At 72.0% G+C, this 25,724-nt stretch carries 24 protein-coding genes and 1 riboswitch; of the genes, 11 read left to right on the top strand and 13 right to left on the bottom strand.

The window, feature by feature from the left end:
• Positions 1 to 55: 55 nt before the first annotated feature.
• The 5 genes from ACGFZF_RS15165 to ACGFZF_RS15145 form a co-directional block, all read right to left on the bottom strand.
• Positions 56 to 553, bottom strand: coding sequence for a DUF6099 family protein (locus ACGFZF_RS15165; protein WP_393554126.1), 498 nt, complete (start codon positions 551 to 553; stop codon positions 56 to 58).
• A 126-nt stretch (positions 554 to 679) separates the two neighbouring features.
• Positions 680 to 1,060 carry a nucleotide pyrophosphohydrolase gene (locus ACGFZF_RS15160; protein ID WP_356607582.1) on the bottom strand — a complete coding sequence of 127 codons (381 nt, stop codon included), beginning with the start codon at positions 1,058 to 1,060 and terminating at the stop codon, positions 680 to 682.
• Positions 1,057 to 2,424, bottom strand: coding sequence for an AAA family ATPase (locus tag ACGFZF_RS15155; RefSeq protein ID WP_393554123.1), 1,368 nt, complete (start codon positions 2,422 to 2,424; stop codon positions 1,057 to 1,059). The genes ACGFZF_RS15160 and ACGFZF_RS15155 overlap by 4 nt, the downstream gene beginning before the upstream one ends.
• Positions 2,425 to 2,479: 55 nt before the next feature.
• Complete coding sequence (locus ACGFZF_RS15150; RefSeq protein ID WP_393554121.1) at positions 2,480 to 2,896, bottom strand: cell division protein SepF; 417 nt, start codon at positions 2,894 to 2,896, stop codon at positions 2,480 to 2,482.
• 147 nt (positions 2,897 to 3,043) lie between these two features.
• Entirely contained in the window at positions 3,044 to 3,499 is a 456-nt protein-coding gene (locus ACGFZF_RS15145) for an Lrp/AsnC family transcriptional regulator (RefSeq protein ID WP_147976800.1), read from the bottom strand.
• A 187-nt stretch (positions 3,500 to 3,686) separates the two neighbouring features.
• Here ACGFZF_RS15145 and ACGFZF_RS15140 point away from each other — a divergent pair, with 187 nt between their 5' ends.
• The 4 genes from ACGFZF_RS15140 (at position 3,687) to ACGFZF_RS15125 (ending at position 10,617) form a co-directional block, all read left to right on the top strand.
• Positions 3,687 to 4,802: an asparaginase gene (locus ACGFZF_RS15140; RefSeq protein WP_393554118.1), complete on the top strand. Its 1,116-nt coding sequence runs from the start codon at positions 3,687 to 3,689 to the stop codon at positions 4,800 to 4,802.
• 28 nt (positions 4,803 to 4,830) lie between these two features.
• The gene (aspA, locus tag ACGFZF_RS15135) at positions 4,831 to 6,240 is read left to right on the top strand and encodes an aspartate ammonia-lyase (RefSeq protein WP_393554117.1); all 1,410 of its coding nucleotides are present in this window, start codon (positions 4,831 to 4,833) and stop codon (positions 6,238 to 6,240) included.
• Positions 6,241 to 6,371: 131 nt separating this feature from the next.
• Positions 6,372 to 6,524: riboswitch (cobalamin riboswitch) on the top strand.
• A 209-nt stretch (positions 6,525 to 6,733) separates the two neighbouring features.
• Positions 6,734 to 9,055: a 5-methyltetrahydropteroyltriglutamate--homocysteine S-methyltransferase gene (gene metE, locus ACGFZF_RS15130; RefSeq protein WP_393554115.1), complete on the top strand. Its 2,322-nt coding sequence runs from the start codon at positions 6,734 to 6,736 to the stop codon at positions 9,053 to 9,055.
• Positions 9,056 to 9,330: 275 nt separating this feature from the next.
• On the top strand, positions 9,331 to 10,617 hold the full coding sequence (locus tag ACGFZF_RS15125) for a YhgE/Pip domain-containing protein (protein ID WP_393554113.1): 1,287 nt from the start codon (positions 9,331 to 9,333) through the stop codon (positions 10,615 to 10,617).
• A 24-nt stretch (positions 10,618 to 10,641) separates the two neighbouring features.
• Here ACGFZF_RS15125 and ACGFZF_RS15120 read toward each other — a convergent pair whose 3' ends face one another.
• The 4 genes from ACGFZF_RS15120 to ACGFZF_RS15105 all read right to left on the bottom strand — a co-directional run bounded on the left by ACGFZF_RS15120 (position 10,642) and on the right by ACGFZF_RS15105 (position 14,066).
• A complete protein-coding gene (locus ACGFZF_RS15120; protein ID WP_393554111.1) occupies positions 10,642 to 11,586 on the bottom strand; it encodes a hypothetical protein in 945 nt (314 codons plus the stop codon).
• A gap of 3 nt (positions 11,587 to 11,589) precedes the next feature.
• Positions 11,590 to 12,150, bottom strand: a complete 561-nt coding sequence (locus ACGFZF_RS15115) for an RNA polymerase sigma factor (RefSeq protein WP_393554109.1) — start codon at positions 12,148 to 12,150, stop codon at positions 11,590 to 11,592.
• A gap of 100 nt (positions 12,151 to 12,250) precedes the next feature.
• A complete protein-coding gene (locus ACGFZF_RS15110; RefSeq protein WP_393554106.1) occupies positions 12,251 to 12,730 on the bottom strand; it encodes a hypothetical protein in 480 nt (159 codons plus the stop codon).
• Positions 12,731 to 12,893: 163 nt separating this feature from the next.
• Positions 12,894 to 14,066: an N-acetylmuramoyl-L-alanine amidase gene (locus ACGFZF_RS15105; protein WP_393554104.1), complete on the bottom strand. Its 1,173-nt coding sequence runs from the start codon at positions 14,064 to 14,066 to the stop codon at positions 12,894 to 12,896.
• Positions 14,067 to 14,502: 436 nt separating this feature from the next.
• On the opposite strand from ACGFZF_RS15105, the gene ACGFZF_RS15100 reads away from it, so the two are divergent.
• Entirely contained in the window at positions 14,503 to 14,970 is a 468-nt protein-coding gene (locus tag ACGFZF_RS15100; RefSeq protein WP_393554102.1) for a DUF1877 family protein, read from the top strand.
• A gap of 136 nt (positions 14,971 to 15,106) precedes the next feature.
• Here ACGFZF_RS15100 and ACGFZF_RS15095 read toward each other — a convergent pair whose 3' ends face one another.
• Positions 15,107 to 16,600 (bottom strand): long-chain fatty acid--CoA ligase, encoded by a 1,494-nt coding sequence (locus ACGFZF_RS15095; RefSeq protein ID WP_393554100.1) that lies wholly within the window; start codon positions 16,598 to 16,600, stop codon positions 15,107 to 15,109.
• A gap of 127 nt (positions 16,601 to 16,727) precedes the next feature.
• Here ACGFZF_RS15095 and ACGFZF_RS15090 point away from each other — a divergent pair, with 127 nt between their 5' ends.
• The 6 genes from ACGFZF_RS15090 to ACGFZF_RS15065 all read left to right on the top strand — a co-directional run bounded on the left by ACGFZF_RS15090 (position 16,728) and on the right by ACGFZF_RS15065 (position 23,173).
• Positions 16,728 to 17,750, top strand: coding sequence for an AraC family transcriptional regulator (locus tag ACGFZF_RS15090; protein ID WP_393554098.1), 1,023 nt, complete (start codon positions 16,728 to 16,730; stop codon positions 17,748 to 17,750).
• Positions 17,751 to 18,087: 337 nt separating this feature from the next.
• Positions 18,088 to 19,140 (top strand): 3-keto-5-aminohexanoate cleavage protein, encoded by a 1,053-nt coding sequence (locus tag ACGFZF_RS15085; protein ID WP_393554096.1) that lies wholly within the window; start codon positions 18,088 to 18,090, stop codon positions 19,138 to 19,140.
• Positions 19,141 to 19,268: 128 nt separating this feature from the next.
• Positions 19,269 to 20,243 carry a quinone oxidoreductase family protein gene (locus ACGFZF_RS15080; protein ID WP_393554094.1) on the top strand — a complete coding sequence of 325 codons (975 nt, stop codon included), beginning with the start codon at positions 19,269 to 19,271 and terminating at the stop codon, positions 20,241 to 20,243.
• Between the two features lie 48 nt (positions 20,244 to 20,291).
• On the top strand, positions 20,292 to 21,206 hold the full coding sequence (locus ACGFZF_RS15075; protein ID WP_393554092.1) for a TauD/TfdA dioxygenase family protein: 915 nt from the start codon (positions 20,292 to 20,294) through the stop codon (positions 21,204 to 21,206).
• Between the two features lie 105 nt (positions 21,207 to 21,311).
• Positions 21,312 to 22,598 (top strand): MFS transporter, encoded by a 1,287-nt coding sequence (locus ACGFZF_RS15070; RefSeq protein WP_393554091.1) that lies wholly within the window; start codon positions 21,312 to 21,314, stop codon positions 22,596 to 22,598.
• Positions 22,595 to 23,173: an RBBP9/YdeN family alpha/beta hydrolase gene (locus tag ACGFZF_RS15065; RefSeq protein WP_393554089.1), complete on the top strand. Its 579-nt coding sequence runs from the start codon at positions 22,595 to 22,597 to the stop codon at positions 23,171 to 23,173. Before ACGFZF_RS15070 ends, ACGFZF_RS15065 begins: the two co-directional genes overlap by 4 nt.
• A 533-nt stretch (positions 23,174 to 23,706) precedes the next feature.
• Here the strand turns inward: ACGFZF_RS15065 and ACGFZF_RS15060 are convergent.
• The 3 genes from ACGFZF_RS15060 to ACGFZF_RS15050 form a co-directional block, all read right to left on the bottom strand.
• The gene (locus tag ACGFZF_RS15060; protein WP_393554087.1) at positions 23,707 to 24,327 is read right to left on the bottom strand and encodes a tyrosine-type recombinase/integrase; all 621 of its coding nucleotides are present in this window, start codon (positions 24,325 to 24,327) and stop codon (positions 23,707 to 23,709) included.
• 100 nt (positions 24,328 to 24,427) lie between these two features.
• Positions 24,428 to 25,195, bottom strand: coding sequence for a transposase (locus tag ACGFZF_RS15055; RefSeq protein ID WP_393553992.1), 768 nt, complete (start codon positions 25,193 to 25,195; stop codon positions 24,428 to 24,430).
• Between the two features lie 12 nt (positions 25,196 to 25,207).
• The gene (locus ACGFZF_RS15050; protein WP_393554085.1) at positions 25,208 to 25,702 is read right to left on the bottom strand and encodes a hypothetical protein; all 495 of its coding nucleotides are present in this window, start codon (positions 25,700 to 25,702) and stop codon (positions 25,208 to 25,210) included.
• Positions 25,703 to 25,724 lie beyond the last annotated feature (22 nt).

The raw sequence follows: 25,724 nt of genomic DNA, 5'->3' as shown, positions 1-25,724 counted from the left end.
GGGGACCCAACGCCCGCCGCCCTCTCACGGCGGGACCCGTTCACGCCGCACCCCTTCAGGGCGGGCCCGTCGTCGGCCCCGCCCGGCCCCGGGCGGCATCGGGCGGCCGGTCCCGCTCCCGTACCGCGAGACGGCGCAGCATCCCGCGCACCCGGTCGTTCGACTCGTCGGCCGCGTCGATCGCCTCGATGCACTGCCAGTACAGCCCCTCCTCGTCGGTCGCGCAGGCCACCCCGACCAGGGCGATCCCCACTTCCCCGAGGAGCGCGCCGAGCGCGTTCAACGCGACGCGCGCGTCCGCCACTTCGGTCAGCTGGGCGGCCCTCGGCCCGCCCGGGCCGAGCACGGGGTACTCCAGCACCCCGCGCCCACCACCGGTCTCACTCAGCCCTCGCGCCTCGCTCCGCAGCTCCAGCGGTCCGCAGAGCGCGAGGTGACTTCCTATCGCCTGGGCGAGGGCCTGGGCCTGCCAGGCCTCCGCCACGATGTCCAGTGCCGTCCGGCTCTCCGCCAGCGCGCGCCGGCCGGCCGCGATGAGTCGCTCCGCTTCCATGAACGCCGCCCCCGTTCGTACGACTTACTACCCACTCACTCCATTACCCAGCGTGAAGGCGACTGAGCCAAAACGCCAGAGGAATTCGGAAATCTGTGGACAGGAAGCGCGATGAGGAAAAGCCGATCACTCCGCAGAGTGACGATCACCCTCTTCCGTGGGACGCGGCACCTCCTCCGGCCGCTGCCGGACGGGGAAGCGGAGTTCGTTCCGGTCGATCTTCTCCGACAAGGCCACCAAGGGATCGACGCCGAGCGCCCCGCAGAACTGGAGCAGATACGCCAGTACGTCCGCGACCTCGTCGGCGACCCGGTGCGCCGACTTCGGGTCCTCCATCACCCGTTCCGCCTGTTCGGGCGTCAGCCACTGGAAGATCTCCAGCAGTTCGGCCGCCTCGACGCTGAGGGCGGCCGCCAGGTTCTTGGGCGTGTGGTACGGCTGCCACTCCCGCGAGGCCGCGAACTCGGCCAGTCTGCGCTGCAGTTCCGCTACATCAAGTTCACTCACGGCTCCAGGTCTACCACCGACACCCCTCGCACCCCCCGGGCGTCCTCCGCCGCGGCCTGCCCGACCGCGCCGACGAGCCGGATGTGCCCGTCCGCGCAGATGGTGGCGGCGAGGTCGAGCAGGGCACGGAACTGCCGCGCGTCCAGCCCCTGGTCGAGGCCGTCGGCGAGGACGGTCAGCGCCCGCATGGCCGAGGGCACCTCGCCGAGCTGATCCATGGCGAGCACGCCCGGCCCGGTGAGCAGGACGAGCGCCAGCGCCAGGTACCGCAGTTCGCCGTCGCCGAGTCTGCCCAGCGGGGTCGCGGCCGTGGCGCCCGGGCCCGACGCGCCTCTCGCCGCCCGTTCCAGCACCGCCCGCACCGTGGCGTCCGGCAGTTCCTCCACGCCGAGCCCCGTGACCGGTCCGGCGCAACCGGCTCCCGCCACCGAGGCCAGCCGGGCATGGCGGCGCGGGCAGTCGTTGCTGGTGCGGTGCAGCACCTCGGCGAGGTTGTCGCAGCCGCGCCGCAACCGGCCTTCCCCGGTGGGAACGGGGGCCCGCATCCGGTACGGCCGGGGGTCACAGGCGAAGACCGAGCGCAGGGCGACGACGACCTGTTCGGCCGCGGCCAGGACCTCCAACTGTCCCTGGGTCTTGCCGGCCACCCGCAGCGGCAGGAGCGCGGTGCCGAGCAGGTCGTCGGGCAGCGGTGCCCGGGTGACGGGTGTGGCTCCCGCGGTGTGCCATTCGGCCTGCACGGTGCTGCGGCCGGGGTCTCTGAGGGCGGTGGTGAGCAGGGTGCGGCCGGGCAGGGCGAGGCGTTCGCCGACGATACGGAGGCGGGGTTCGGCCTGGACGGCGACGTCGAGCCGGACCGGGCCGCAGGGGCCGTCGACCGTGCAGCCGATGCGGAACCCGCGCCGCCCTTGCGCGTCGGGCCGGGCCCGCTCGGGCACGCATCCGACGGCGTCGGGGAACGCCAGCGCGAGGTCGTCGCCGGAGCCGAGCCGGGCCAGCGCCTCGTACGCCCTGAGGACGGTGGACTTGCCGCTGCCGCTCGGCCCGGTGAACAGGGTCACTGGGCCGAGCGGGTGGACGGCGCCGCGGTGGGCGGCGAAGGCGGAGAGGCGCAGCTCGGTCACCACCGGCCGCGCGGGCCGCCGTTCGGCGCCGGCTCCGGTCGCGCCCCCGGCCGGGAGCGGTCGCGCCCCGTCCCGGGCGGAGGCGGAAGCGGAAGCCGAGCCCGAGGGCACGACGCGAGACGCCGGAGCGGAGGGTGCGACCACGGGCGTCGCCGCCGTGGGGGCCGGCGGACCGGAGCGTAAGGAGCGGGACCCGGAAGCGGATGCGTGGTCGGGCGTGAGACCACCGATGGAGTGCATGGTCGGACCGTACGCAGCCCTTCGCCCGACGAACCGTTCCGGCGAGTCGACCTTCCTACGATCGGGGGACGGCGGTCTCCGCGTCGTCGTCGGCGTCCGGCGCGCCCTCGACCTCGGTGCCGGCGGGGGCCAGCAGGAAGACGTTGCGGTCGACGCGGTGCATGCCGCTGCCCAGGCCGAACACGACGCCGCTGCTGAAGTCCAGGATGCGCTTGGCGACTTCGGTGTCGGCGCTGGTCAGGTCCAGCAGGACGGGGATCTGTGCGACGAGGTACTCGGCGACCTCGCGGGCGTCGGCGAAGACCTGCACCCGCAGGACGACCATGCGGCGCTGCTCCGCGTACGCGTACTGATCGGGGATCGTGCGGTGGTCGATCCTGGACGGCCATTCGTCACGGCCGCGCAGGGGGACGACCTGGGCGAGGCCCTCCCACTGCTCGTCGGTGACGTCGTACCTCTCGTACCTACTCATGTCCCCATCCTCCCGTCCCTCACCCGTTCGGCCCAACAGCGACACGTCCCAACTCGGCCACCGTCCCGCACGGGTCCGTCGCAGGTCACCGGCTCGCGCGGCCTCGCGACCGGTCACCGCCCGTACGGACGGGTCGCGGCTCTCGCCTCATCGCGGGACGGGCAGTCCGCGCGGTTCCTTGACCCGCTTCATGATGATCTGCGAGTTGACCTCCGTGACGCCGGTCAGCGACGTCAGCCGCTCGATCCACAGGCGTTCGTACGCGGCGAGGTCGGCGACCGCGATGCGCAGGAGGCAGCCGGGACTGCCGAAGAGCCGGTACGCCTCGATGACGTCCGGGATGTCCTGGAGCGCCGCCTCGAACGCCTCGACCGTCTCCCGGTCCCGTCGGACCTCGATGGAGACCAGCACCTCGAAGCCGCGGCCGACGGCGTCCGGGTCGATCACCGCCCGGTATCCCTGGATGACCCCGTCCTGCTCCAGCTGGCGCACCCGGCGCATGCAGGCGGAGGCGCTGAGTCCCACCCGCTGGGCGAGCTCCAGGTTGGTCAGCCGACCGTCGTCCTGGAGCTCACGCAAGATATGAGCGTCGATCCGGTCCATGGCGCAATTATGCACGCGACATGAGTCCCAGGAGGGGCGGATTTCGCAATCGCATTGCGGACCTCCTGCTCTATCGTTGCGGCGGCGCCGGTCCCCTCGTACATCCGTGCGCCCGTTCGAGCCCGCGCCCGCATCCCCGCGTCCGAGTTCGCGCTCGAGACGACCCCCCACCCCGGGAGCAGACGACATGGAATGGATCCGCGACGACAGGCCCCGCCGGATCAAGCTGATCAGCACCGGCGGAACGATCGCCAGCCGCTGGCAGGGCACCGGATACGCCGCCGACGCCTCGGGTGACGACGTCCTGGCGACGGCCGCCCTCCCCGACGACATCGAGGTCGAGGTCGTCGACCTGTTCAACGTCAACAGCTCCCGCATGACCACCGCCCGCCAGCTCGCGCTGCTGAGTGCGGTGCACGAGGCCCTCGCCGACCCCGACGTGGCCGGAGTCGTCATCACCCACGGCACGGACACCCTGGAGGAGTCGGCCTTCTTCCTCGACCTGCACCACACGGACCCGCGGCCGGTCGTCCTCACCGGCGCCCAGCGCCCCCTCGGCACGGGCGACGGCGACGGTCCCGGCAACATGTACGACGCGCTCCAGGTCGCTGCGTCCGTGCGCGGACTCGGGGTGCTGGTGGTCTTCGACGGCGTGGTCCACGCCGCGCGCGGCACGGTGAAGGCGCAGACCCTGGCCGCCGCCGCGTTCGCCGATCCCTCCGAGCAGAGCCTCGGCAAGGTCGGCTTCGCCCGGGTGGACGTCCGCCGCCGGCCGGACCGCCCGGCTCCGCTCGCGCTTCCGCGGGCCGCCACGGCCGAGGGGCCCGGCACCCTCCCGCGGGTCGACATCGTCACCCACCACAGCGACGGCGACCCGCTGCTCCTGAACGCGGCGGTCGCCGCGGGCGCGCAGGGCATCGTGCTGGTCGGCACGGGTGCGGGCAACGCCACTCCCGAGATAGCCGAGGCGGTCGCCGAGGCCGTCTCCCAGGGGGTCCTGGTGGCCCTGACCACCCGGGTGCACTCCGGCCCGGTCGCCGAGATGTACACCGGCGGCGGCGCCGTGGACCTGGTCGCGGCGGGCGCGGTGCTCACGGGCACGCTGCGGGCCGGTCAGGCCCGGATGGCCCTCGTCGCGACCCTGCTCTCCGACGTCGCCCCGGGCCGGCGTGACGCCCTGCTGCGCGACCTCCTGAACGGCCCGACCCGCGCGGAACCTGCCCTGGCTGCCGGCGGGTCGGGCTCTCGTTTCTCCGGCGCCCACGCCTCCCCCGCCGCCCGGCAGCACGCCGCGCTCCGCTGACGCCGAAGAACCGAAGGTCGGACACACCATGCAGAACCCCACCCGCCGCGAGCACGACCTCCTCGGCGAACGTGCGGTGCCCACCGAGGTCTACTGGGGCATCCACTCGCTGCGCGCCCAGGAGAACTTCACCGTCACGGGCCTGCCCATCTCGGTGTACCCGCGACTCGTCGAGGCGCTCGCCGCGGTCAAGGAGGCCGCGGCCCTCGCCAACGAGGAACTGGGGCTGCTGCCCCCGGAGAAGGCCCGCGCCATCGTCGCCGCCTGCCGGGAGATCCGCGCCGGGCGGCTCCACGAGCAGTTCGTGGTGGACGTCGTCCAGGGCGGCGCCGGCACATCCACGAACATGAACGCCAACGAGGTCGTCGCCAACCGCGCGCTCGAACTCCTCGGCCACGCCAAGGGCGAGTACCAGCACCTGCACCCCAACGAGGACGTCAACCTCAGCCAGTCCACCAACGACGTGTACCCGACCGCCGTCCGGATCGCGGCGATCACGTCGGTGCACGGGCTCCTCCAGGCCACGGCGGTGCTCCAGGACGCGTTCGCGGCCAAGGCGTTCGAGTTCCGCGACGTCCTGAAGATGGGGCGCACCCAGCTCCAGGACGCCGTGCCCATGACGCTGGGCCAGGAGTTCTCCACGTACGCCGTGATGCTGGACGAGGACCGCAACCGGCTGGCCGAGGCCGTCGAGCTGATCCACGAGATCAACCTCGGCGCCACTGCCATCGGGACGGGCCTCAACGCCCCGGCCGGCTACGCCGAGACGGCCCGGCGGCACCTGTCCGAGATCACCGGCCTGCCGCTGGTGACCTCGCCCAACCTGATCGAGGCCACCCAGGACTGCGGGGCGTTCGTCCAGCTCTCCGGTGTCCTCAAGCGCCTGGCGGTGAAGCTCTCCAAGACCTGCAACGACCTGCGGCTGCTCTCCTCCGGACCGCGTGCCGGCCTGAACGAGATCAACCTGCCCGCCGTGCAGGCCGGTTCGAGCATCATGCCGGGCAAGGTCAACCCGGTGATCCCCGAGGTCGTCAACCAGGTCGCCTTCGAGGTGATCGGCAACGACATCACGATCACCATGGCCGCGGAAGGCGGCCAGCTCCAGCTGAACGCCTTCGAACCGGTCATCCAGCACGCCCTGTCGAAGAGCATCACCTCGCTGCGCGCCGCCTGCCTCACCCTGGCGGAGCGCTGTGTCTCGGGCATCACCGCCAACACCGAACAGCTGCAGGCGACCGTGCGGAACTCCATCGGCCTGGCCACCGCCCTCAACCCGCACATCGGCTACACCGCGGCCACCGCCATCGCCCAGGAGGCGCTGCGGACCGGGCGGGGAGTCGCCGAACTCACGCTGGAGAAGGGGCTGCTGCCCGCCGAACGCATCGCCGAACTGCTCAGCCCGGAGCGGCTGACCGGCGTGACACCGCACCGCGGGTAAGGAGCCCGAACGCCGGCGGCCCGACCGCGATTCCCGGCCAACTCGCCTCCGTGGCGGCGGACCCGCTCGCGGGCCGACTAGGGTGGCGGGCGCAACTGGTTCGCGCCCGTCCGCCAGACGGGACGCGTCGCAAGAGGGAACCCGGTGGGAATCCGGGACTGCCCCGCAGCGGTGAGTGGGAACGACCGCCGTCATACGCACTGGACCTGTACGGGTCCGGGAAGCGACGGCCACTAGGTGTCCGCCTCGGAGAGAGGCGGGCGTGCCCGCGAGTCCGAAGACCTGCCCGTTGCCCGCGCGCGACCGTTCGCGCGCGGACATCCCGGTGACCTCGAGGGCGGGTCGGCGTACAGAGCGGGCGAGCCGCCCCGAACCGATGTGCATGCGTCCGGCATGACACGGCTGGCGGCCACGGTCCGTTCGTCCACGCACCCCTTCGCGCCCTCGTCCCGTCGCCGGGACGCATGGAGACACGCTCGCGAAGGAGAGTTCCGTGACGACAAGGGCGACACGAAGGGCCGCGGCGACGGCCACCCTGTACGGGTACCCCCGCCACGGCCGGGACCGGGAACTGAAGAGGGCCGTCGAGGGCTACTGGCAGGGCCGGGTCGACGCCGAGTCCCTTCACAGGACCGGCCGGGACCTGCGGCGCGCCACCTGGATGCAGCTCGCCGACACCGGCATCACCGAGGTGCCGACCGGCGACTTCTCGTACTACGACCACGTGCTCGACACCAGCGTCATGGTCGGCGCCGTGCCCGAGCGCCACCGGGCCGCCGTCGCGGCCGACCCGCTCGGCGGCTACTTCGCGATGGCGCGTGGCACGCAGGAGGTGGCGCCGCTGGAGATGACGAAGTGGTTCGACACCAACTACCACTATCTGGTCCCCGAACTCGGGCCCGACACCGTCTTCACCGCCGACTCCGCACGGCAGGTCGCGGAGCTGCGCGAGGCGCGGGCGCTCGGCCTCACCGCCCGGCCCGTCCTGCTCGGCCCTGTCACCTACCTCCTGCTGGCCAAGCCGGCTCCCGGCGTCCCCGGCGACTTCCGGCCGCTCACCCTGCTCGACCGGCTGTTGCCGGTGTACGCGCAGGTCATGGCCGACCTGCGGGCTTCGGGCGCCGAGTGGGTGCAGCTCGACGAGCCCGCCCTCGTCCAGGACCGCACCCCGGCCGAACTGAACGCGGCCGCCCACGCCTACCGCGAGCTCGGCGGGCTCACCGACCGGCCCCGGCTGCTCGTCGCCTCCTACTTCGACCGGCTCGGCGCCGCGCTTCCCGTCCTGGCGAAGGCCCCCGTCGACGGCCTGGCCCTGGACTTCACCGGCCCCGCCGCCGCCAACCTCGACGACCTCGCCGCGGTCGGCGGGCTGCCCGGCAGGCGCCTGGTCGCCGGGGTCGTCGACGGGCGCAACATCTGGATCAACGACTACGAGAAGTCCCTCGCCCTCCTCGGCACCCTGCTGGGGCTCGCCGGGCGGGTCGACGTCGCCGCGTCCTGCTCGCTGCTCCACGTGCCGCTCGACGCCACGGCCGAGCGGGGCATCGACCCCCAGGTGGCACGCTGGCTCGCGTTCGCCCGCCAGAAGACCGGCGAGATCTTCACCCTCGCCCGCGGTCTGTCCCGGGGCACCGGGGCGATCGCGGCGGAACTCGCCGCCAACCGCGCCGCCCTCGCCTCCCGTTCGACGTCCGCGCTGACCCGCGATCCGGCGGTCCGGGCCAGGGCGGCGGCCGTCGGGGAAGCCGACCTCAGGCGCCCCCAGCCGTACTCGCTGCGCGCGGCCGCCCAGCGGACCGGGCTCGGTCTGCCGCCGCTGCCCACGACCTCGATCGGCTCCTTCCCACAGACCTCCGAACTGCGCGCGGCCCGCGCCGATCTGCGGGCGGGCCGGCTCGACGCGGCCGGATACGAGGCGCGGATCGAGGCCGAGATCCGCGAGGTCGTCGCCTTCCAGGAGCGGACGGGCCTGGACGTGCTCGTCCACGGCGAACCCGAACGCAACGACATGGTGCAGTACTTCGCGGAGCAGCTGACCGGGTACCTCGCCACCCGGCACGGCTGGGTCCAGTCGTACGGCACCCGGTACGTGCGGCCGCCGATCCTGGCCGGGGACATCTCGCGCCAGGACCCGATGACGGTGCGCTGGACCGCGTACGCGCAGTCCCTGACGCGGCGCCCGGTCAAGGGGATGCTCACCGGGCCGGTCACCATGCTGGCCTGGTCCTTCGTCCGCGACGACCTGCCGCTCGCCGACACCGCCCGGCAGGTCGCCCTGGCGCTGCGCGACGAGGTCGCCGACCTGGAGGCGGCCGGCACCGCCGTCATCCAGGTCGACGAGCCGGCCCTGCGCGAGACGCTTCCGCTGCGGGCGGAGCGGCACGCCGCCTATCTCGACTGGGCGACGGAGGCGTTCCGCCTCACCACGAGCGGCGTCCGACCGGAGACCCAGGTCCACACCCACATGTGCTACGCCGAGTTCGGGGACATCCTGGCGGCGATCGACGCTCTCGACGCCGACGTCATCAGCCTGGAGGCCGCCCGCTCCCACATGGCCGTGGCGGGTGAGCTCGCCTCCGCCGCGTACCCGCGCGAGGCGGGCCCGGGTGTCTGGGACATCCACTCCCCGCGCGTACCGTCAGCGCGGGAGGCGACCGGGCTGCTGCGCGAAGCGCTGAAGGCGATCCCGGCCGAACGCCTCTGGGTCAACCCCGACTGCGGCCTGAAGACGAGGTCCTGGCCGGAGACCCGCGCGTCCCTGGAGAACCTGGTCGCGGCGGCGCGCGAGCTGCGTGCGGAGCTGCCGGGCACCTGACACCAGGATGCCCGCCGGGTCCCGAGCCGGAGGACCCGAGGTCCTCGTACGAGACCTCCGGCTCGGGACCCGTACGCCCCGCGGCGCTGCCGTACGACGTCCCGGAGGGTCGTACGGCACCCTCCCGGACGTCGTACGGTTCCGGGCCGCCGGGTGGCTTCACCTCTCCGGGCGAGCGTCCTGCCCCGGCCGGGGGGAACCACGGTGAGGCGGCGCGGTTCCCGGCGGAGGGCCGCGCATCATGGGCCGACCTGTTCCAGAGCCGACGGAGAAGTATGACCTCCCCGAGCACCCCTCCGGACGACGGTCCGCTGGTCCGGGCCGGCACCCTGCTGCGTCGTCCGCGGTTGTGGGTGATGCCCACGATCCTCACGGGACTGCTCGCCCTGCTGCTGTCCCTCCTCTACATGGGCGGCGTCGTCAACCCCCAGGGCGACCTGCGGAACCTGCCCATCGGCCTCGTCAACGCCGACCGGGGCGCCCCTCCGCCCGGGCAGCAGCAGAACATCGGGACGCAGATCAGCCGGGCGATCACCGGCGACCGGAAGACCGTCGCCGCCGAGTGGCAGACCCTCACCCTCGCCGAGGCGCAGGACCGGCTCGACTCCGGGAAGATCTTCGGTGCGCTCGTCATCCCCGCCGACTTCACCGCGTCGGTCGCCGCGCTCACCACGGCGAACGCGACCGCCCGGCCGACGATGACGGTGCTCACCAATCCCGGCAAGGGCAGCCTCGGCTCCTCTCTCGCGAGCCAGATCTCCACGGCGGCCGCCCACCAGGCGTCCCGCACGATCGGCGAGCGCCTCACGGCGGCCTCGACCGGCGCCGCGACGACCTCCACCACCCGGCTGCTGCTCGTCGACCCGGTGGACGTGGTGACCAAGGTCGGCCATCCCCTGGGCGGCCACAGCGGCCTCGGACTGAGCGCGTTCTACTACACGCTGCTCCTCGTCCTCGCCGGCTTCCTCGGCGCCAACGTCATCAACAACGCCGTGGACACCTCCCTCGGCTACGCCGACAACGAGATCGGCCCCTGGCACGCCCGGCTGCCCACCGTGCCGATCAGCCGCACGCAGACGCTGCTGCTGAAGATGGCCATGACCGCCGGCATCACGGTGCTCAGCGTCTCGCTGGTGATGCTCGCCTGTGTCGTGATCCTCGGCATGGACGCGACCCATCTGCCGTTGCTGTGGACCTACTCCTACTGCGCCTCGCTGGCGGTCGGCCTCGGGGTGCAGGCCATCAACGCCGCCTTCGGCGGGGTGGGCCAGCTGGTCTCGATGTTCGTGTTCATCGTCCTCGGCCTGCCGTCGTCGGGCGCCACCGTGCCGCTCGAGGCCGTCCCCGCGTTCTACCGCTTCCTGTCGTACTTCGAACCGATGCGCCAACTCAGTGACGGGGTGCGGGCGATCCTGTACTTCGACGCCCGCGGCGACGCCGGTCTCGGCCGCGCCTGGATCATGATCGCGCTCGGCACCGTCCTGGCCCTGCTGTTCGGCTTCGCGATGACGTCCTACTACGACCGCAAGGGGCTGAAGCGTCTGACACCGCAACCCGCCTGAACTCCCCCGGCCGCCCGGCGCACGTCAGGAGGCTCCGCCGGACGACTGCTTCGCGCCGCCGTTCCCCGATCCGCCCCCGTTGCCGTTCTCGCCCCCGGCGCCCTTCGACGCCTTCTCCGACGCCTTCTTCGGCTTCTCGGCGGTGTTCGCCGCGGCCGGCGGGTCCGCCGCGGCCGCGGCCCGGTCCGACCGCGGCTCCCGATGGCAGTAGGCGGCGACCCGCTCCTCGCCCCCGGCCGCTGTCGCGAGCCGTCGCCAGGCCGTCGATTCCAGCGTCTCGTCCCGGCCGTCGGCCTTGGCGTCGGTGCCACTGCTGGTGCGGTGCGCCTTGCCGTCGCCCTGTCCCCGCTGCCCCTTCTTCTCCCGGCCCAGTCCCACCGCGTGGCAGAGCGCCTCACGGTTCTCGGCGGGAGGCGGGACCGGGTGCCGGTCCGGCCGGAAGGGGGTGCCCAGGTCCGAGGGTCCCGGCCGGCCGGTCTCCGTGCCCGCGGGGCCGGAGGCCCGGTCGTGCGTGGCGGAGTCGGCGGGACGCGGTGCGGCGGGCGGGTCCAGGAAGCCCGCGGGCAGGCCTCCGGTGGCGAGGGCCACACCGCCCAGCGTGAGGCTCGCGAGGAGCCCGGCCACGACGGCCCTGAGGGCGCTGCCCTGGCACCGTGGCGCGGCGGCCGGCGACCAGTCGTCACGACGGCGCGTCGGCATGGAGGTGTGGAGGCCGGCGTCACGGGCCGTCCGGAAGGCGGCACGGGCTCCCTCCTCGGCCGCCCGGCGTGCGAGAGCGCCGCTCGCACGGCCCTCGGCGTCGGCGCGTGCGGGGACTTCGCGCTCGGCGGCCTCGCGCGCGGGCCGGAACCGCGTGGCGGCGTCGTTCGCCGCATCGTTCGCAGGGGCGTCCTCCGCGGTGTCCGGGCTCCCGCTCAACAGCTCCCGGAGAGCCTCCTCCAGTGCCCTGTCCCACGGCTCGTCAGGCATCCGTCACCTCCCCTTCCCCTTCAGTTGACGGGCAAGTCGCTTCAATCCCCGATGTGCCGCGGACCGTACCGCACCGGGACGCTTGCCCAGTACCCGGGCGGAGGTGGCTCCGTCGAGGCCGACGACGACGCGCAGCAGCACGGCCTCGGCCTGGTCCGGGGGCAGGCCCGCGATCAGCGCCAACGCGCGTTCCGTGGACAGGGCGTCCAGGGCCTCGGCCGCGACGTCGCCGGGGGCGGGAAGCTCCCACACGTCCTGTTCGAGTGCGGTGGCGCGGGGCCGGGAGCGGGCACGCCGGAGATGGTCGAGGGCGCGGTGGCGGGCGATGGTCGCGGTCCAGCCGCGGAAGCCCGCGGCGTCGCCCCGGAAGCGGCCGAGGTCACGGGCGATCTCCAGCCACGCATCGGAGGCCACGTCCTCGGCGTCCTCGCCGACCATGCCCCTCAGGTAGCCCAGCAGCCCGGGGTGCACGATCCGGTAGGCCTCCGCGAACGCCTCCTCGTCGCCCCGCTGGGCACGTTCGACGGCCGAGCCGAGATCCGGGCCGTGTGCCGCCGGGGGCACGTTCCCCGTTCCCTCGCCCACCCGACCCTCTTCACCACACGTACGCGTCCGCGGCTCCGGCCCCACGGTGACACCGGATGGCTTTCATCCTGTCAGACCGTCAGCGACTGCCCGTCGGCACCCTGTCGGGGGCGGCCGGGGCCGCGGCGCGGCGCGCCCGCGGCGACCGGCGGCCGTGCACCGTGAGGAAGTAGGTCTGGAGCGACTCCTGCGGGCCGATCTCGAAACGGTTCACGGTCCGGCCGAGGGGGTTCCACACCCGGCCGTCCGGCAACCGGACCCCGACGGGGTGCCGGAACACCTTCCGGAGCAGGTGCTTGGGCGGCAGGTCCACCCAGACCGCCCCCGCCTCCCGCACCAGCACCTCACCGACGTAGGCACCGAGGCCGAGCAACGGCCCCTCGACGTCGGCCCGTCGGCTCCCGCCCTGGCGCAGGCCGTCGATCAGCCGGTCGACCAGGCGCAGGCTCGTCACGGTGTAGTCCAGCGGCAGCCGTGCCCGGCCGGCGACACGGTCGACGAACTCGGCCGCGTGCCGTCTCATGTCGGCCGCGCACGGCGCGCCTTGCTCGCGGTCCATACGTGAACACCCTCCCCCTCCGAGTGGCGGTCTCGCCACGTGGTCAAGCGGATCCGGGCCGGGAGACATCACGGGGTCGGCACGTGACCCCGGTCACAGAGGGGCTCAGGAGGTGCGACGGCCCCGTGGAGACGGGGCCGGCGGCCGGCGGGCGGCGGCGGGTTCAGCCCGCCTGCGCGACCGCGGCGAGGCCGCGGATCGTGGGGAGGTCGGTGTACAGGTTCTTGCCGGGGCACTCGGTCGGGTAGGCGTCGCGGTGGCCCGAGATCCGGTTCAGGACGGCCTTCTGCCCCTTCCTGTACAGGCCGTTGTCGGCGGTCGACGTGAGTTCGGCGGTTCCGGTGGCGTCGTGGCCGTACAGCCCGAGCTTCCAGGCGGCGACACCCGCGATCGCGTCGAGCAGCACCGGCGAGGAGGCGGCCTCGTTGTGGTTGCCGAGGACGGCGACGCCCGCGGTGTCCGTGTTGAAGCCGTAGGTCTGGGCCCCCACGACGGGCTGGTCGGTGCCGCCCGCCCGGCCCTCGAAGACGGTGCCGCACTTGTCGACGAGGAAGTGGTAGCCGATGTCGTTCCAGCCCTGACCCTGCACGTGGTACAGGAAGATCGCGCGGATGATGTCGGGCGATTCGCCGCAGGCGTAGTCGTTGGTGCCCGCCGTGTGGTGGACGAACACCGCCTTCGTCTCGGCCGAGTACCTCGGCGGGTCGACGACCAGCGACTCGTCCGCGCCCCAGCCGGCGCGCGGGGTGACGGCGGGCCGCGGGGCGGTGGCGACCGAGGACTCGGTCGCCGGGGCGGGTGCCGCCTCCTCGGCGCCGGAGGCGACGGCCGGGTCCACGAGGTCCAGGCGGAGTCCGCCGGGCAGCTGCGCGCCGGGCCGCGCGGTCACCCGCACCTGGACGCCGTCGGACGGTCCGGTCCACAGCGGCTGGGTGCCGGCACGCGGTACGGACTCGCCCGCGGCGGCCCCCGCCTCGGGTGTCCGGACGTCCGACTCGAGCGCGCGCCAGGCCGACCAGACTCCGGTCAGCCGGTCCCGGGTGCGGACCTCGGCCGTACCGTCGAGCCGGGCCCGCGCATCGGCCCAGGTCAGCCCGACCATGCTGAACGGCGCGGTGGAACGCGCGGACAGCTGCCGCAGCGCGGGGCCGGTACCGGTCAGGGAGATGCCGCGCACACCCTTCCCGGTCACCGCGGCGGCGGGCGCCGTCCGGGTGGGAGCCGCGGGCTCGGGCGTGGTGGCGGCGCGCACGGGGGTGGTGAGGCCGACGGAGGCGAGGACGCATGCGGAGGCCGCGGAGACGCGCGCGGTACGACGGAGGAGGTGCGGGATCACTGTGTTCCTTCGGTGTCGGTGGGGGTGCGGGTGGCGGGCGCCTCGCATCGCACGTCTCGCGGCCGAGGAGACCGGTCGTGTCGGAGCACGGGACGCGCCGGCCGCCGGCCGCGATGCCATGGCGGCCGGGGTCTCCGCGAATCCCTGTCCCCCTCCCGGAGTTCGGCCGCGGCCGGACCGGCCGGTGTTCCGTCGGGCGGCATGGCGACCCTTTCGCTCGATGGCATGCGCCTGGTTCTGTCCACCATGCGGATCCCGGAACGCGAGGACGCGGAGCAACCGGACGAAGACCCCCTTTCGGTTGACCGAAACAGCGTCACATGCCCCAATTCTTCCTGGGGTTGACTGACGTGGATCGTTGCACTAGAAAGCGTCCGCCCCATCGGGGCGGTGCTGTCCGACGAGGCGGGAGTCCGTTGTGGGAACGTCACTGAGAATGCTTCGCCTCGCCCCCGACGAGGCGATGAAGGGCGCCGAGCACCTGGAGAGCCGATTCTCGAAGCCCCTGGAGAACGACACGTTCCTGGCGGAGCTGGAGTCCGGGATCCTCTGCAGCCTGGGCGAGGACTGGCAGATGGTCAACGTGCTCCTCACCGGCGAGGACTTCCCCGCGACCGGGGCCGAGTGCCTGCCCGTCCTCGGCGGCGAGCACGTGGCGACCCTCGGGAGCCCGTTCGACGTCCTCCTGGTCCTGCGCCCCGACCTGGTACGGAGCGCCTCGGCATACCTCCAGGGCGTGGACACCGACGCCCTCCTGGAACGGAACAAGGGCAGGCTGCGCGTCGTGGGGGGCGCCCCGGACCGGATGACGGACCAACTGGTGGGGTGCGTCCAGGCGATGAGGCGGTTCTACCTCGACGCGTCCGCGGCGGGCCACGCGGTGGCCAAGCGCATGTACGGCTGACCTCCGGAGGACCGCGCGGCCGGGCGGTACGGGGGCGCACGGCCGGGACTCCGGCACCCGCGTCGCCCGACGCCCTGCGACCGGCACGCCGGAGAGCGGCCGCGGCCCGTCGGCGCGTGACTCACCGAGGGGTGACTCACCGAGGGGCGACCACGATCTCCCGCTTGAGGATCTTGCCGGTCGGACCCTTGGGGAGCTCGGCCGTGAAGGTGACGATCCGGGGGTACTTGTACGCCGCGACCCGGTCCTTGACGTGGTCACGGATCTCCTCGACCGTGGCATGGGCGCCGGTCCGGAGCGTGATCACCGCGGCGATCTCCTCGCCGTGGACCGGGTGCGGCACGCCGACGACCGCGGCTTCGGCGACGGCCGGGTGCCCGTACAGCACCTCCTCGACCTCACGCGGGTAGACGTTGTAGCCACCGCGGATGATCAGGTCCTTCTTGCGGTCGACGATGAAGTAGAAGCCGTCCTCGTCGACACGGGCCAGATCACCGCTGTGGAACCATCCGTCGCGGACCGCTTCCGCCGTGGCCTCGGGGCGGTTCCAGTAGCCGGTCATGAGGTTCTCGCCGCGGATCGCGATCTCACCGACCTCGCCCGGGGGCACCACCCCGCCGTCCTCGGCGACGAGCCGCATCTCGACTCCGCGGACGGGCCGCCCGATCGAGCCCGCCTTGCGGGGGCGGTCGGGGTGGTTGAAGGCCGCGACCGGTGAGGTCTCGGAGAGCCCGTATCCCTCCAGTACGGTGACGCCGAAGCGTCGCTCGAAGCCGTGCAGCACCTCGACCGGAAGCGAGGCGCCGCCCGAGACGGCCAGGCGCAGCCGGTGGGCGTCGAAGCCTTCGGGGAGCTGGGCGTGGAGCAGCGCCGCGTACATCGTCGGCACGCCGAGGAACACGGTGACCCCGTCGCGGGCCATGATCTCCAGGGCGCGCTGCGGCTCGAACCGCGGCAGCAGGGTCAGGGTGGCGCCGGCGGCGACGGCGGTGTTCAGCGCGCAGGTCTGGCCGAAGGCGTGGAAGAGGGGCAGGCCGCCGAAGAGCACGTCGTCAGGTCCGACCTGGAGCAGTGTCTCGGCCGCGGTGGCGGTGTTGGTGGCCAGGTTCCGGTGGGACAGTTCGGCCCCCTTCGGCGTACCGGTCGTGCCCGAGGTGTAGAGGATGAGGGCCGGGTCGTCATCGGTACGGCTGACGACGCCGGGCATCGGTTCGTGAGCCCGCAGCATGTCGTCGAAGGCCAGGGGCTCGGTCACCAGGCATGCCGTTCCGGTCTCGGCGGCGGCCTTCGCGACCTCGTCCGCGAACGGGGGGAACACCAGCGCGATCCGTGCCCCGCAGTCGCGCAGGGCGAAGGCCGCCTCGCGGGCCTTGAGGAGCGGATTCATCGGCACGACCACGCCGCCCACCCGCAGGATGCCGTAGTAGACGACCGGGAACAGCGGCACGTTGGGCATGGTCAGCGCGACGCGGTCGCCGGGCCGGACGCCGCGGTCGCGCAGGAGGGCGGCGACCCTGGCGCTCGCTTCGTCCAGTTCGGCGTAGCTGAGTGTGCTGTCGTCATGGCGCACGGCGATGCGATCACCCCGGGTCGCGGCGGAGTCCATCAGGAAGGTGGCGAGGTTGGTCATGGCGGGTATCTCCTCCGGGCCGGTGAACGGGCGCCATGCTAGGTGGCCCGTGGGCCTCATGCTTGTTCTGACGTGACATCTGACTTATCTTCTCGGGACACAGCCGGGTCAGCCCTGGAGGGTGCACATGAAGCCCCTGGTCCGCACCGCGGCCCTCAGCGGCTACGTCGAGCTGTGCCGCTCGCTCGGCGTCGACCCGCAGCCCCTGATGAAGCGCGTGGGCCTGGACACCGCCGCCCTCGCGGTCCAGGACCGGTGGATCTCCGGGGCGGCCGCGGTCCAGGTGCTGGAACTGTCGGCAGCCGACTCGGGGCACGAGGACTTCGGCGTACGGATGGCCGAGTTCCGGCGCTTCTCCAACCTCGGCCCCGTCAGTCTGGTCGTCCGCGAGGAACCCGACGTACGGAGCGCCCTGCGGCTGCTGATCCGTCATCAGCACATGTACAACGAGATCCTGCACGCCCGGCTGTCCGAGGGCGACGGACTGGCCACGCTCCAGGTCGACCTGCGGCTCGGCGAGGCGATGGAGAGCCGGCAGGCCACGGACCTGGCCGTCGCCGCCTTCCACCGGATCCTGCGCGGCTTCCTGCACACGCGGTGGCAGCCGCTGTCCGTCTGGTTCCGGCATCCCGCGCCGGCGGACCCGGCGACCCACCGGCGCGTGTTGGGCCCCATGGTGGAGTTCGGCCGCGAGTTCGACGGCATCGTCTTCTACGCCGACGACCTGGATGCGCCCAACGCGATGGCGGACCCGCTGCTCCGCGAGTACGCCCGCCAGTACTTCGAGGCGATCGCGGTCCCCAAGGACACCACCGTCGCGGACCGGGTGCGGGAGCTGATCGAGGTCCTGCTGCCGAGCGGGCGCTGCTCGATCGAGCAGGTCGCGCGCAGCCTGGGCGTCGACCGGCGCACCGTCCACCGGCATCTGGGCGCGTCGGGCGAGACGTTCTCCTCGCTCCTGAACGCCACCCGCGTGCACCTCGCCGAGCAGTTCGTCGCGAATCCGAGGCGCTCGCTGACGGAGATCTCCGACCTGCTCGGCTTCTCGTCACTGAGCGCCTTCTCGCGCTGGTTCCGCGAGCAGTTCGGGTCCAGCCCGAGGGCGTGGCGCAGCGGCAGGAGCCTGCAGCAGCCCTCCGGCCAGGACTGACCCCTCGGGCGGCCTGAACCCGGCCGGTCGGGGCGGCGCATACGGCACGACCCCGGGGCGATGTCCCCAAATGACAAATTATCTGTCCCCACGGGTCAAGCGGGCGCGGGTCCTCGCCCCTACCTTGGCAGCACCGCAGAGACGCGGTCGGCCGCCGGAGGAGAGCCGTGGTACTCCCCCTGTGCACGTCCCCTCCGGACCGGTCGAGCGTACCGGGCCGCCCTGTGCCCGCTGTCCCCCGGTGACCCGCATCGATCCCCGCCGGACACCAAGTCCTCGCATCGCACGCGGCGATGCTCCCGGCGAGTGATCACCGATCGCACGAAGGAGACGGACCGTGCACTTCCACGACGATTCACTCTTCCCGGAGAACCAGGAGAAGCTGGTGATCCAGGCCGCCCCCTACGGGCCGGAGTGGCTGCCCGGTGACGCCGACGACCTTCCCCTGACGATGGACGAGCACGTCCAGGCGGCCGTCGACTGCCACAACGCCGGCGCCACCGTGCTCCACATCCACGTACGTGAGCTCGACGGCAAGGGCTCCAAGCGGATGTCCATGTTCAACAAGCTGCTGGGCCGGCTGCGGCAGGCCGTACCGGACATGGTCCTGCAGATCGGCGGGTCGATCTCGTTCGCCCCGGAGGACGAGGGCAGCGAGGCGAAGTGGCTGAGCTACGACACCCGCCACCTGCTGGCCGATCTCACGCCCGCGCCGGACCAGGTGACGATCGCGATCAACACCAGCCAGATGAACATCGTCGAGATCATGACCGACGACGACCTGGAGGGCACCTCGATCGCGAAGCCCGAGTACTACAAGGCGTACCGCGACATGGTCGTCGAGGCGGGCCCCGACTTCTACCTGGAGCACCTCGAGCGCCTGCACGCGAACGGCATCCAGCCACACTTCCAGCTCGCCACCCTGGCCCAGCTGGAGACCGTGGAGCGGCTCATCCGGGCCGGAATCCACACCGGTCCGCTGGTCCTCAACTACGTGGCCATCGGCGGCGGTTTCGCGGGACGTCACCCGGCCGATCTGATCGAGTTCGTCCGCCGCACCCCGGACGGCGCCGTTCTCACCATCGAGAGCTCCATGCGCGCCGTGGCGCCGATGAACGCGATCGGCATCGCCCTCGGCATGCACGTGCGCGTGGGCAACGAGGACAACCTGTGGCGGCGCAAGGGCGAGCGCATGACCACCGTCGAGCAGGTCGAGCAGATGGTGCAGATCTCCGAGGCGCTCGGGCGCGACATCGCGGGAGGCGCCGAGGCGAAGAAGATCTACAAGCTCGGCGAGTACTACTCCGGCGCGGACGAGACCCTGGCCCGCCTCGGCATGGTGCCGAACCGCCGCCCCGGTCAGCGCGGCTTCATGCTGCGCGACGTCTGATCGCGGCACGGGACCACCGCGCCGAGCCGCGCACCCGCGCGAACCCACAGGGCCGTCGGGGTCACGTCCCCGGCCACCGGCGGCCCCCTTCCCCCCTCCTCACCTCCCACGAACAACGGAGCACGTTCATGGCGCACGCCATTCGCTTCAAGGAGACCGGCGGTCCCGAGGTCCTGCGCCGGGAAGAGGTCGTCGTCGGCGACCCCGGCCCGGGCGAGGTGCGGATCCGGCACGAAGCCGTCGGACTCAACTTCGCCGACACCTACTTCCGCAGCGGCCTGTATCCCGCACCGCTGCCCGCCGGACTGGGTGTCGAGGCCGCGGGTGTGGTCGAGGCGGTGGGCGAGGGCGTCACCCAGGTCACCGAGGGGGACCGGGTCACGTACACCGGAAGCCCGCTCGGCGCCTACAGCACGGAACGGGTCATGCCCGCCGACTCCCTGATCCGGCTGCCGGACGGCATCGGCTTCGAGACCGCCGCCGCGATGACCATGCGCGGCCTCACCTCCGCGTACCTGCTGCGCAGGATCCACCCGTTGAAGGCCGGCGACACGATCCTGCTGACCGCGGCGGCGGGCGGCGTGGGCCTCATCGTCTGCCAGTGGGCGAAGCTGCTCGGGCTGACCGTCGTCGGCACCGTCTCCACGGAGGAGAAGGCCGAACTCGCCCGCGCCCACGGCTGCGACCACGTCATCCACTACCAGCGCGAGAACGTGGCCGAGCGGGTGCGCGAACTGACCGACGGCGCCGGGGTCCCGGTCGCCTTCGACAGCGTCGGCAGGACCACCTACGCCGCCTCGCTCGCCTCGCTCCGGCGCCGCGGTCTGCTGGTCTGCTTCGGTACGGCCTCCGGGCCGGTCCCGCCCATCGACGCCATGCAACTGGCCGTCAGCGGCTCCCTGTTCGTGACCCGGCCGGCGCTCGCCGACTACATCGCCGACCCCGCGGAGCGGGCCGAGCTGGCGGGGGAGCTCTTCGACCACGTCGCCTCCGGACGCATCGCCATCGAGATCAACCAGCGCTACGCGCTCGAGGACGCCGTCGGGGCGCACCGCGAGCTGGAGGCGGGACGGACCACGGGATCGTCCGTCTTCGTCCTCTGAGCCCCTGCCGGCTCACGCGCATCACCACCCTCTCGAGGAGGAAGCACCATGGAAAAGACTCTCGTCCCGCAGGAGGGCACGCCCGCTCTGGTGCGCGCCCACTCCCGCGGATCGATCAAGGTCGAGCCGCTGACCTGCACCATCGGCGCCGAACTCTCCGGCGTGAACCTGGGCGACGCCTCACGCGACGACGCCCTGTTCGCCGAGATCAGGGCCCTGCTCCTGCAGTACAAGGTGCTGTTCCTGCGGGCCCAGGACATCACGCGCGCCGAACACGTCGCCTTCGCCGAGCGCTTCGGCCCGCTGGAGGACCACCCGGTCGCCGGCAGCGACCCCGACCACCCCGGCCTCGTGCGGATCTACAAGGACCTGAACAGCGCGCCGGAGCACTACGAGAACGCCTTGCACACCGACGGCACCTGGCGTGAGAACCCGTCCATGGGCGCCGTGCTGCGCTGCATCGAGTCGCCCCCGGTGGGCGGAGACACGATCTGGGTCGACATGGCGGAGGCCCACCGCCGGCTGCCGGAGCACATCAGGACCCAGATCCAGGGGCTGCGGGCCCGGCACAGCATCGAGGCCACCTTCGGCGCCGTCATGCCGCAGGAGAAGCGTCACGCCCTCAAGGCGCAGTTCCCCGACGCGGAACACCCGGTGGTGCGCACCCACCCCGAGACCGGCGAACAGATCCTCTTCGTCAACGCCTTCACCACGCACTTCGTCAACTACCACACGCCCGGGAACGTGCGCTTCGGGCAGGACTACGCCCCCGGCGCGGGCCTGCTCCTGAACTACCTGATCAGCCAGGCCGCGGTCCCCGAGTACCAGGTGCGCTGGCGCTGGACGCCGAACAGCGTCGCCATCTGGGACAACCGCTCCACGCAGCACTACGCCGTCCAGGACTACTGGCCCGCCGTCCGCCGGATGGAGCGCGCCGGGATCGTCGGCGACAGACCGTCCTGACCCTTTCCCTTTCCGTCAAGAGCAGTCGAGGTGATGACAATGGGGTTTCTCACCACTGCGGAACCCGCCCCGGGCAGAACCGGTTCCGGTTCCTCGGAGTGGCCTGTGTCCCGGCGCTACGCCTGGGTCGTCTTTGCACTGAGTTTCGGGCTCCTGCTCTCGGACTACATGTCCCGGCAGGTCCTCAACGCCGTCTTCCCGATGCTGAAGGCCGACTGGCTGCTCTCGGACGCCCGGCTGGGCTCCCTGAGCGGCGTCGTGCCGCTGATGGTCGGTCTGCTCACCTTCCCCCTCTCGCTGCTGGCCGACCGGTGGGGCAGGGTGAGGTCCCTGGTCGTCGCGGCGACGCTGTGGAGTGTGGCGACCCTGGGCTGCGCGGTGGCGGCGAGCTACGGCCAGATGTTCGTCGCCCGTCTCGTCGTCGGCATCGGTGAGGCCGCGTACGGCAGCGTCGGCATCGCCGTGGTCCTCAGCGTCTTCCCGCGCGCCCTGCGGGCGACCCTCTCCGGCGCCTTCATCGCCGGCGGGGCCTTCGGCTCGGTCCTGGGCATGGCCGTCGGAGGCGCCGTGGCCCAGGCGTACGGATGGCGGTGGGCGTTCGCCGTGATGGGTGCCCTCGGCCTGGTGCTCGCGGGCGTCTACGCCGTCGTGGTCACGGAGAAGCGGCCGGCCCCGAGGCAGGGACCGCCCGGCGGCGAGACCGGCACCGAGCCGCCGGCCGCCCCGCTCCGCGTGCTCCTCCCCCGGCTGTTCTCCTCCGTCTCGGTGGTCAGCGCCTATGTCGGCAGCGGTCTGCAGCTGTTCGTCGCGGGCGCCCTGATCGCCTGGCTGCCCAGCTACTTCGACCGCTACTACGACATGCCGACCGCGAAGGCCGGTGTGACCGCGGGACTCTTCGCCCTGGTGATCGGCATCGGCATGATCGTCGGCGGCATCGCCTCCGACCGGATCAGCCGACGCCGGCCGATCCGCAAGTGGGCCGTCGCCATGGGCTGCAGCTTGGGCTCCCTGGTCCTGCTGATGACCGCGTTCCGCCTGCCGACCGGCCCGGTGCAGCTGCTGGTGCTGGCGCTGGGCGCCCTGCTGTGTGCCGGAACGGCCGGGCCGGGGGCCGCCATGGTGGCGAACCTGACCCCCGCGGCCATCGCCGCGACGGCGTTCGCCACGCTCACACTGGCCCAGAGCCTGCTGGGCCTGGCCCCCGGAGCCGCGGTCACCGGCGCGCTCGCGGACCGGCTCGGTCTGCTCGGCGCGCTCCGGCTCGTCCCGCTCGTGGCGGTGGCGGCCACCGGCGCCTTCCTGATCGGCCGCCGCTCCTACGACCGTGACCTGTGCCGTCTGACCGGGCTCGCCCCCATGGCGGAGCCGAGGGAATCGGAGGTGTCCTCATGAGCCCTGCCACCGAGCCGGTGGTCGTGATCGTCCCCGGCCTGCGCGACCACGTCGAGGAACACTGGCAGACCCTGCTGGCGAACCGGCTCACCACGGCGGGCCGCGCGGTCCGTGTCGTTCCCCCGCTGACGCGGAACCGGCTCAGCCGCGGGGCCCGCGTGGCCGCACTGAACACGGTGGTGAAGGAGATCGCCGGGCCGGTGGTGCTGGTCGCCCACAGCGCCGGTGTGATCACCGCCGTCCACTGGTCCCCACGGCACGCGGGCCAGGTACGGGGGGCGCTGCTGGTGACGCCGCCGGACTTCGAGAGGCCGCTGCCGGAGGGCTACCCCACTCCCGAGGTGCTCGACGAGAACGGCTGGACACCCGTACCCCGCGCGCCGCTGCCCTTCCCCAGCGTCGTCGCGGCCAGCTCGAACGACCCCCTGGGCACCGTCGAGCGCGTCGCCGAGCTGGCCCGGAACTGGGGCGGGCGCCTCGTGGAACTCGGCGAGGTCGGCCACCTCAACCCCGCCTCCGGCCACGGCCCGTGGCCGCGGGCCGAAGAACTGCTCCGCGAACTCGAACAGAGCTGATCCCGCGCACAGCCCCCGCTCAGCCCTCTGGTTTCCCGGCGCCCGGCTGAACTTCGCCGAGCGGTGCTTCGCCCTGGCTGCGGACGTCCGCCCGGCGCTGATCCCGAGATGCTCGCCCGGTCGCGGACCTCGCGGCCCGTTCGGCACCGAACAGGTGAACGTATACGGAGATCCGCAGGTCACGCGTCCTTCTTCACCGGCTCCAGGATCGCCACGCACTCCACGTGGTGCGTCATCGGGAACGCGTAGAGGCGCCTCACCGCCGAAGAACGTGCAGGTCAGAGGCGAGATCCTCTTGACGCACGGAGCGCCGTGCGTCAAACGTGCGTCACACCCGAAGGCGCATGCGTCAGAGGCTCGTTGCCCGTGCTCAAGCCGATCACCGATCGAACCGCTGCTGCTGACGGTACCGGAAACGCAGCAGCGTCGGAGGGTGCACCCGCAACGGGTGCGCCCTCCGACGCTGGGAAAGTGCGGCGTGCAAGGTCTGCTCGCCTCGACCACGACCACGCTCGGTTATCAAGTTGGGATGCTCAAGCCGCCGCAGCAGGGATGATCAGCTGGGACTCCAGACGCGTCCAGCCACCCAGCACCGCCTGATGGGCGTCCGGGGCGAGGTGGGCATACCGCTGCGTCGTCTGGTAGCTCTCATGGCCGAGCAGGTGCTGCACCTCGTACAGCGACACTCCGTTCTGCACCAGCCACGAAGCGCACGTGTGGCGCATGGAGTGTGGAGGATAGTGCGGCAGCGGACGCAGGTCCCCGGCAAAATCAAGGAACGTCGCCTCCTTCACCGCCGGCCACCAGACGTACTTCCGCCAATTACCGTCGTCGAGCAGCCGCCCAGCCCGCCCTTTAGTAACGGTGGTGAAAACAACACCGTCCTTCTCACGTCCGTGCATATGGCGCGCCAGCGCTTCGAGCACGTGATCAGGGATGGGGACCTCCCGGCGGCTCCTGGAGCTCTTCGGGTACTCCTTGATCCCGGACTTGGTGTTGACCTCCACCACGAACAGGCGACCGCGGCGCCAGTCCATGCGATGGCCATGCAGCCCCGCGAGTTCACCCCATCGCAGTCCGGTGTAGAAGGCCAGCAAGGCCATGGTCTGCCAGGGCTGGTCCAGCTTCGCGAGGATCGCCTGCGCCTGCGGCACCGTGAACCACTGAGGCGGTTTGACCGCTTCCTTAAGGGCTGTCCCGTAAATGATCGTTGAGTCGCCTCGGGCGCGGGTGGCCGCGGTGTGGTCCGCTGGTCTATCCGGCGAGTGCGAGGTTGTGCATCCGTGCGATGCCGAGCATGGCGTGGTGGACGCCGTCGCCTTTGAGGCGGCAGTCGCGGAGGATCTTCCAGGTCTTCATGCGGGCGAAGACGTGCTCGACGCGGGCCCGGACCTGCTTGTGGGACTTGTTGTGCTCCTGCTTCCACTCCGGCAGTTCCTCGCCCTTGCGGCGGCGGTGAGGCATGACGAGTCCGGTGCCGGGGTAGCCGCCGTCGGCGATCGTGAGGGTCTTGCCGACGGCGGCTTTGACGCCGGATTCCTCCCACGCCTTGCAGTCGTTGCGGTTTCCGGCGAGCGGCCGGCCGACCACGACGACCAGGCGGGTGTCGGCGTCGATGACGACCTGATGGCTGGTGGAGTACCGGTAGTTCTTGGACTGCTCGGCGATGGTGTGGTCGCGGGTGGGGACGAGGGTGCCGTCCACGATGAGCACGGTGTCCTTGGCGAACCGCTTGCGGGGCTGGAGCGCGAGCATCGGCCCGAGGTGGTCGATGATCCGGTCCGCCGCCGACTTCGACACCCCGAACAGCGGGGCGAGCTGCCGCATCGTCAAGTTCGTGCGCCAGTACGCCGCGACCAGGAGGGCCCGGTCCTCCAGCGGAAGACTCCACGGCCGGCCCTTGCGGACCGCGTCCGCACCCTCGCGCCGCAACACGGTCACCAGCTTCCCGAACAGGCGCGGGCTCAGCCCGGTGAACGGGGCTATCCAGGACGGCTCCGACGCCGTGATCACACCAGCCACAGCAAGATCATCTCACCCGTGACCAGCAGTTACGGGACAGCCCTTAGGAAGATCAATGCCGCGACACGGAGTGACCGATATGAGGTCCTCCTCGACCGCTGCCTTCATGATGGACGATGTCAGGTTGTAGGCCCTGCGGATCGCCGAGGCCCCAGTGCCGGCCACCGTCATCTTGCGGACCCAGGACTGCACGTCGAGTCGCGCGATGTCACGAAGCTCCCAATCGGCCCAGTGGGGAGTCACGTGGTTACGGATGGACGACTCATCGCCTCGGCGAGTGTGCGGTTCAACGACACGCGCTTCCCACCATCGATCGTGCCAGGCACCAAACTTGATCTTTCCAGCAAGAGGATCACGGTAGGCGGACCTACTGAGCTTCGCCTCTTCGTCCCTGCCCCAGGCATGGGCCTGAGACCTCAGGGGAAACGTTTCGCTAATCCGATCACCGGCCCGGTTCCTGACAGTTACCTGCCACTTGCCGGACGGAAGTTTACGAAGGTAGGCCATTCATTCTCTCTGTGACGCGATG

Source organism: Streptomyces sp. NPDC048338 (assembly GCF_043201055.1).
GTDB lineage: Bacteria > Actinomycetota > Actinomycetes > Streptomycetales > Streptomycetaceae > Streptomyces.
The sequence above is the reverse complement of the archived record's forward strand: the minus strand, read 5'-3'. Positions and strand labels throughout refer to the sequence as shown.

Bases quoted from the DNA above. Each gene is read 5' to 3' on its own strand.
- ACGFZF_RS15150 (WP_393554121.1), bottom strand. From the start codon at position 2,896: ATGAGTAGGTACGAGAGGTACGACGTCACCGACGAGCAGTGGGAGGGC.
- ACGFZF_RS15120 (WP_393554111.1), bottom strand. From the start codon at position 11,586: ATGCCTGACGAGCCGTGGGACAGGGCACTGGAGGAGGCTCTCCGGGAG.
- ACGFZF_RS15110 (WP_393554106.1), bottom strand. From the start codon at position 12,730: ATGGACCGCGAGCAAGGCGCGCCGTGCGCGGCCGACATGAGACGGCAC.
- ACGFZF_RS15075 (WP_393554092.1), top strand. From the start codon at position 20,292: ATGGAAAAGACTCTCGTCCCGCAGGAGGGCACGCCCGCTCTGGTGCGC.
- aspA (WP_393554117.1), top strand. From the start codon at position 4,831: ATGCAGAACCCCACCCGCCGCGAGCACGACCTCCTCGGCGAACGTGCG.
- ACGFZF_RS15080 (WP_393554094.1), top strand. From the start codon at position 19,269: ATGGCGCACGCCATTCGCTTCAAGGAGACCGGCGGTCCCGAGGTCCTG.
- ACGFZF_RS15095 (WP_393554100.1), bottom strand. From the start codon at position 16,600: ATGACCAACCTCGCCACCTTCCTGATGGACTCCGCCGCGACCCGGGGT.
- ACGFZF_RS15140 (WP_393554118.1), top strand. From the start codon at position 3,687: ATGGAATGGATCCGCGACGACAGGCCCCGCCGGATCAAGCTGATCAGC.
- ACGFZF_RS15145 (WP_147976800.1), bottom strand. From the start codon at position 3,499: ATGGACCGGATCGACGCTCATATCTTGCGTGAGCTCCAGGACGACGGT.
- ACGFZF_RS15165 (WP_393554126.1), bottom strand. From the start codon at position 553: ATGGAAGCGGAGCGACTCATCGCGGCCGGCCGGCGCGCGCTGGCGGAG.
- ACGFZF_RS15065 (WP_393554089.1), top strand. From the start codon at position 22,595: ATGAGCCCTGCCACCGAGCCGGTGGTCGTGATCGTCCCCGGCCTGCGC.
- ACGFZF_RS15050 (WP_393554085.1), bottom strand. From the start codon at position 25,702: ATGGCCTACCTTCGTAAACTTCCGTCCGGCAAGTGGCAGGTAACTGTC.
- ACGFZF_RS15125 (WP_393554113.1), top strand. From the start codon at position 9,331: ATGACCTCCCCGAGCACCCCTCCGGACGACGGTCCGCTGGTCCGGGCC.
- ACGFZF_RS15090 (WP_393554098.1), top strand. From the start codon at position 16,728: ATGAAGCCCCTGGTCCGCACCGCGGCCCTCAGCGGCTACGTCGAGCTG.
- ACGFZF_RS15100 (WP_393554102.1), top strand. From the start codon at position 14,503: ATGCTTCGCCTCGCCCCCGACGAGGCGATGAAGGGCGCCGAGCACCTG.
- ACGFZF_RS15155 (WP_393554123.1), bottom strand. From the start codon at position 2,424: ATGCACTCCATCGGTGGTCTCACGCCCGACCACGCATCCGCTTCCGGG.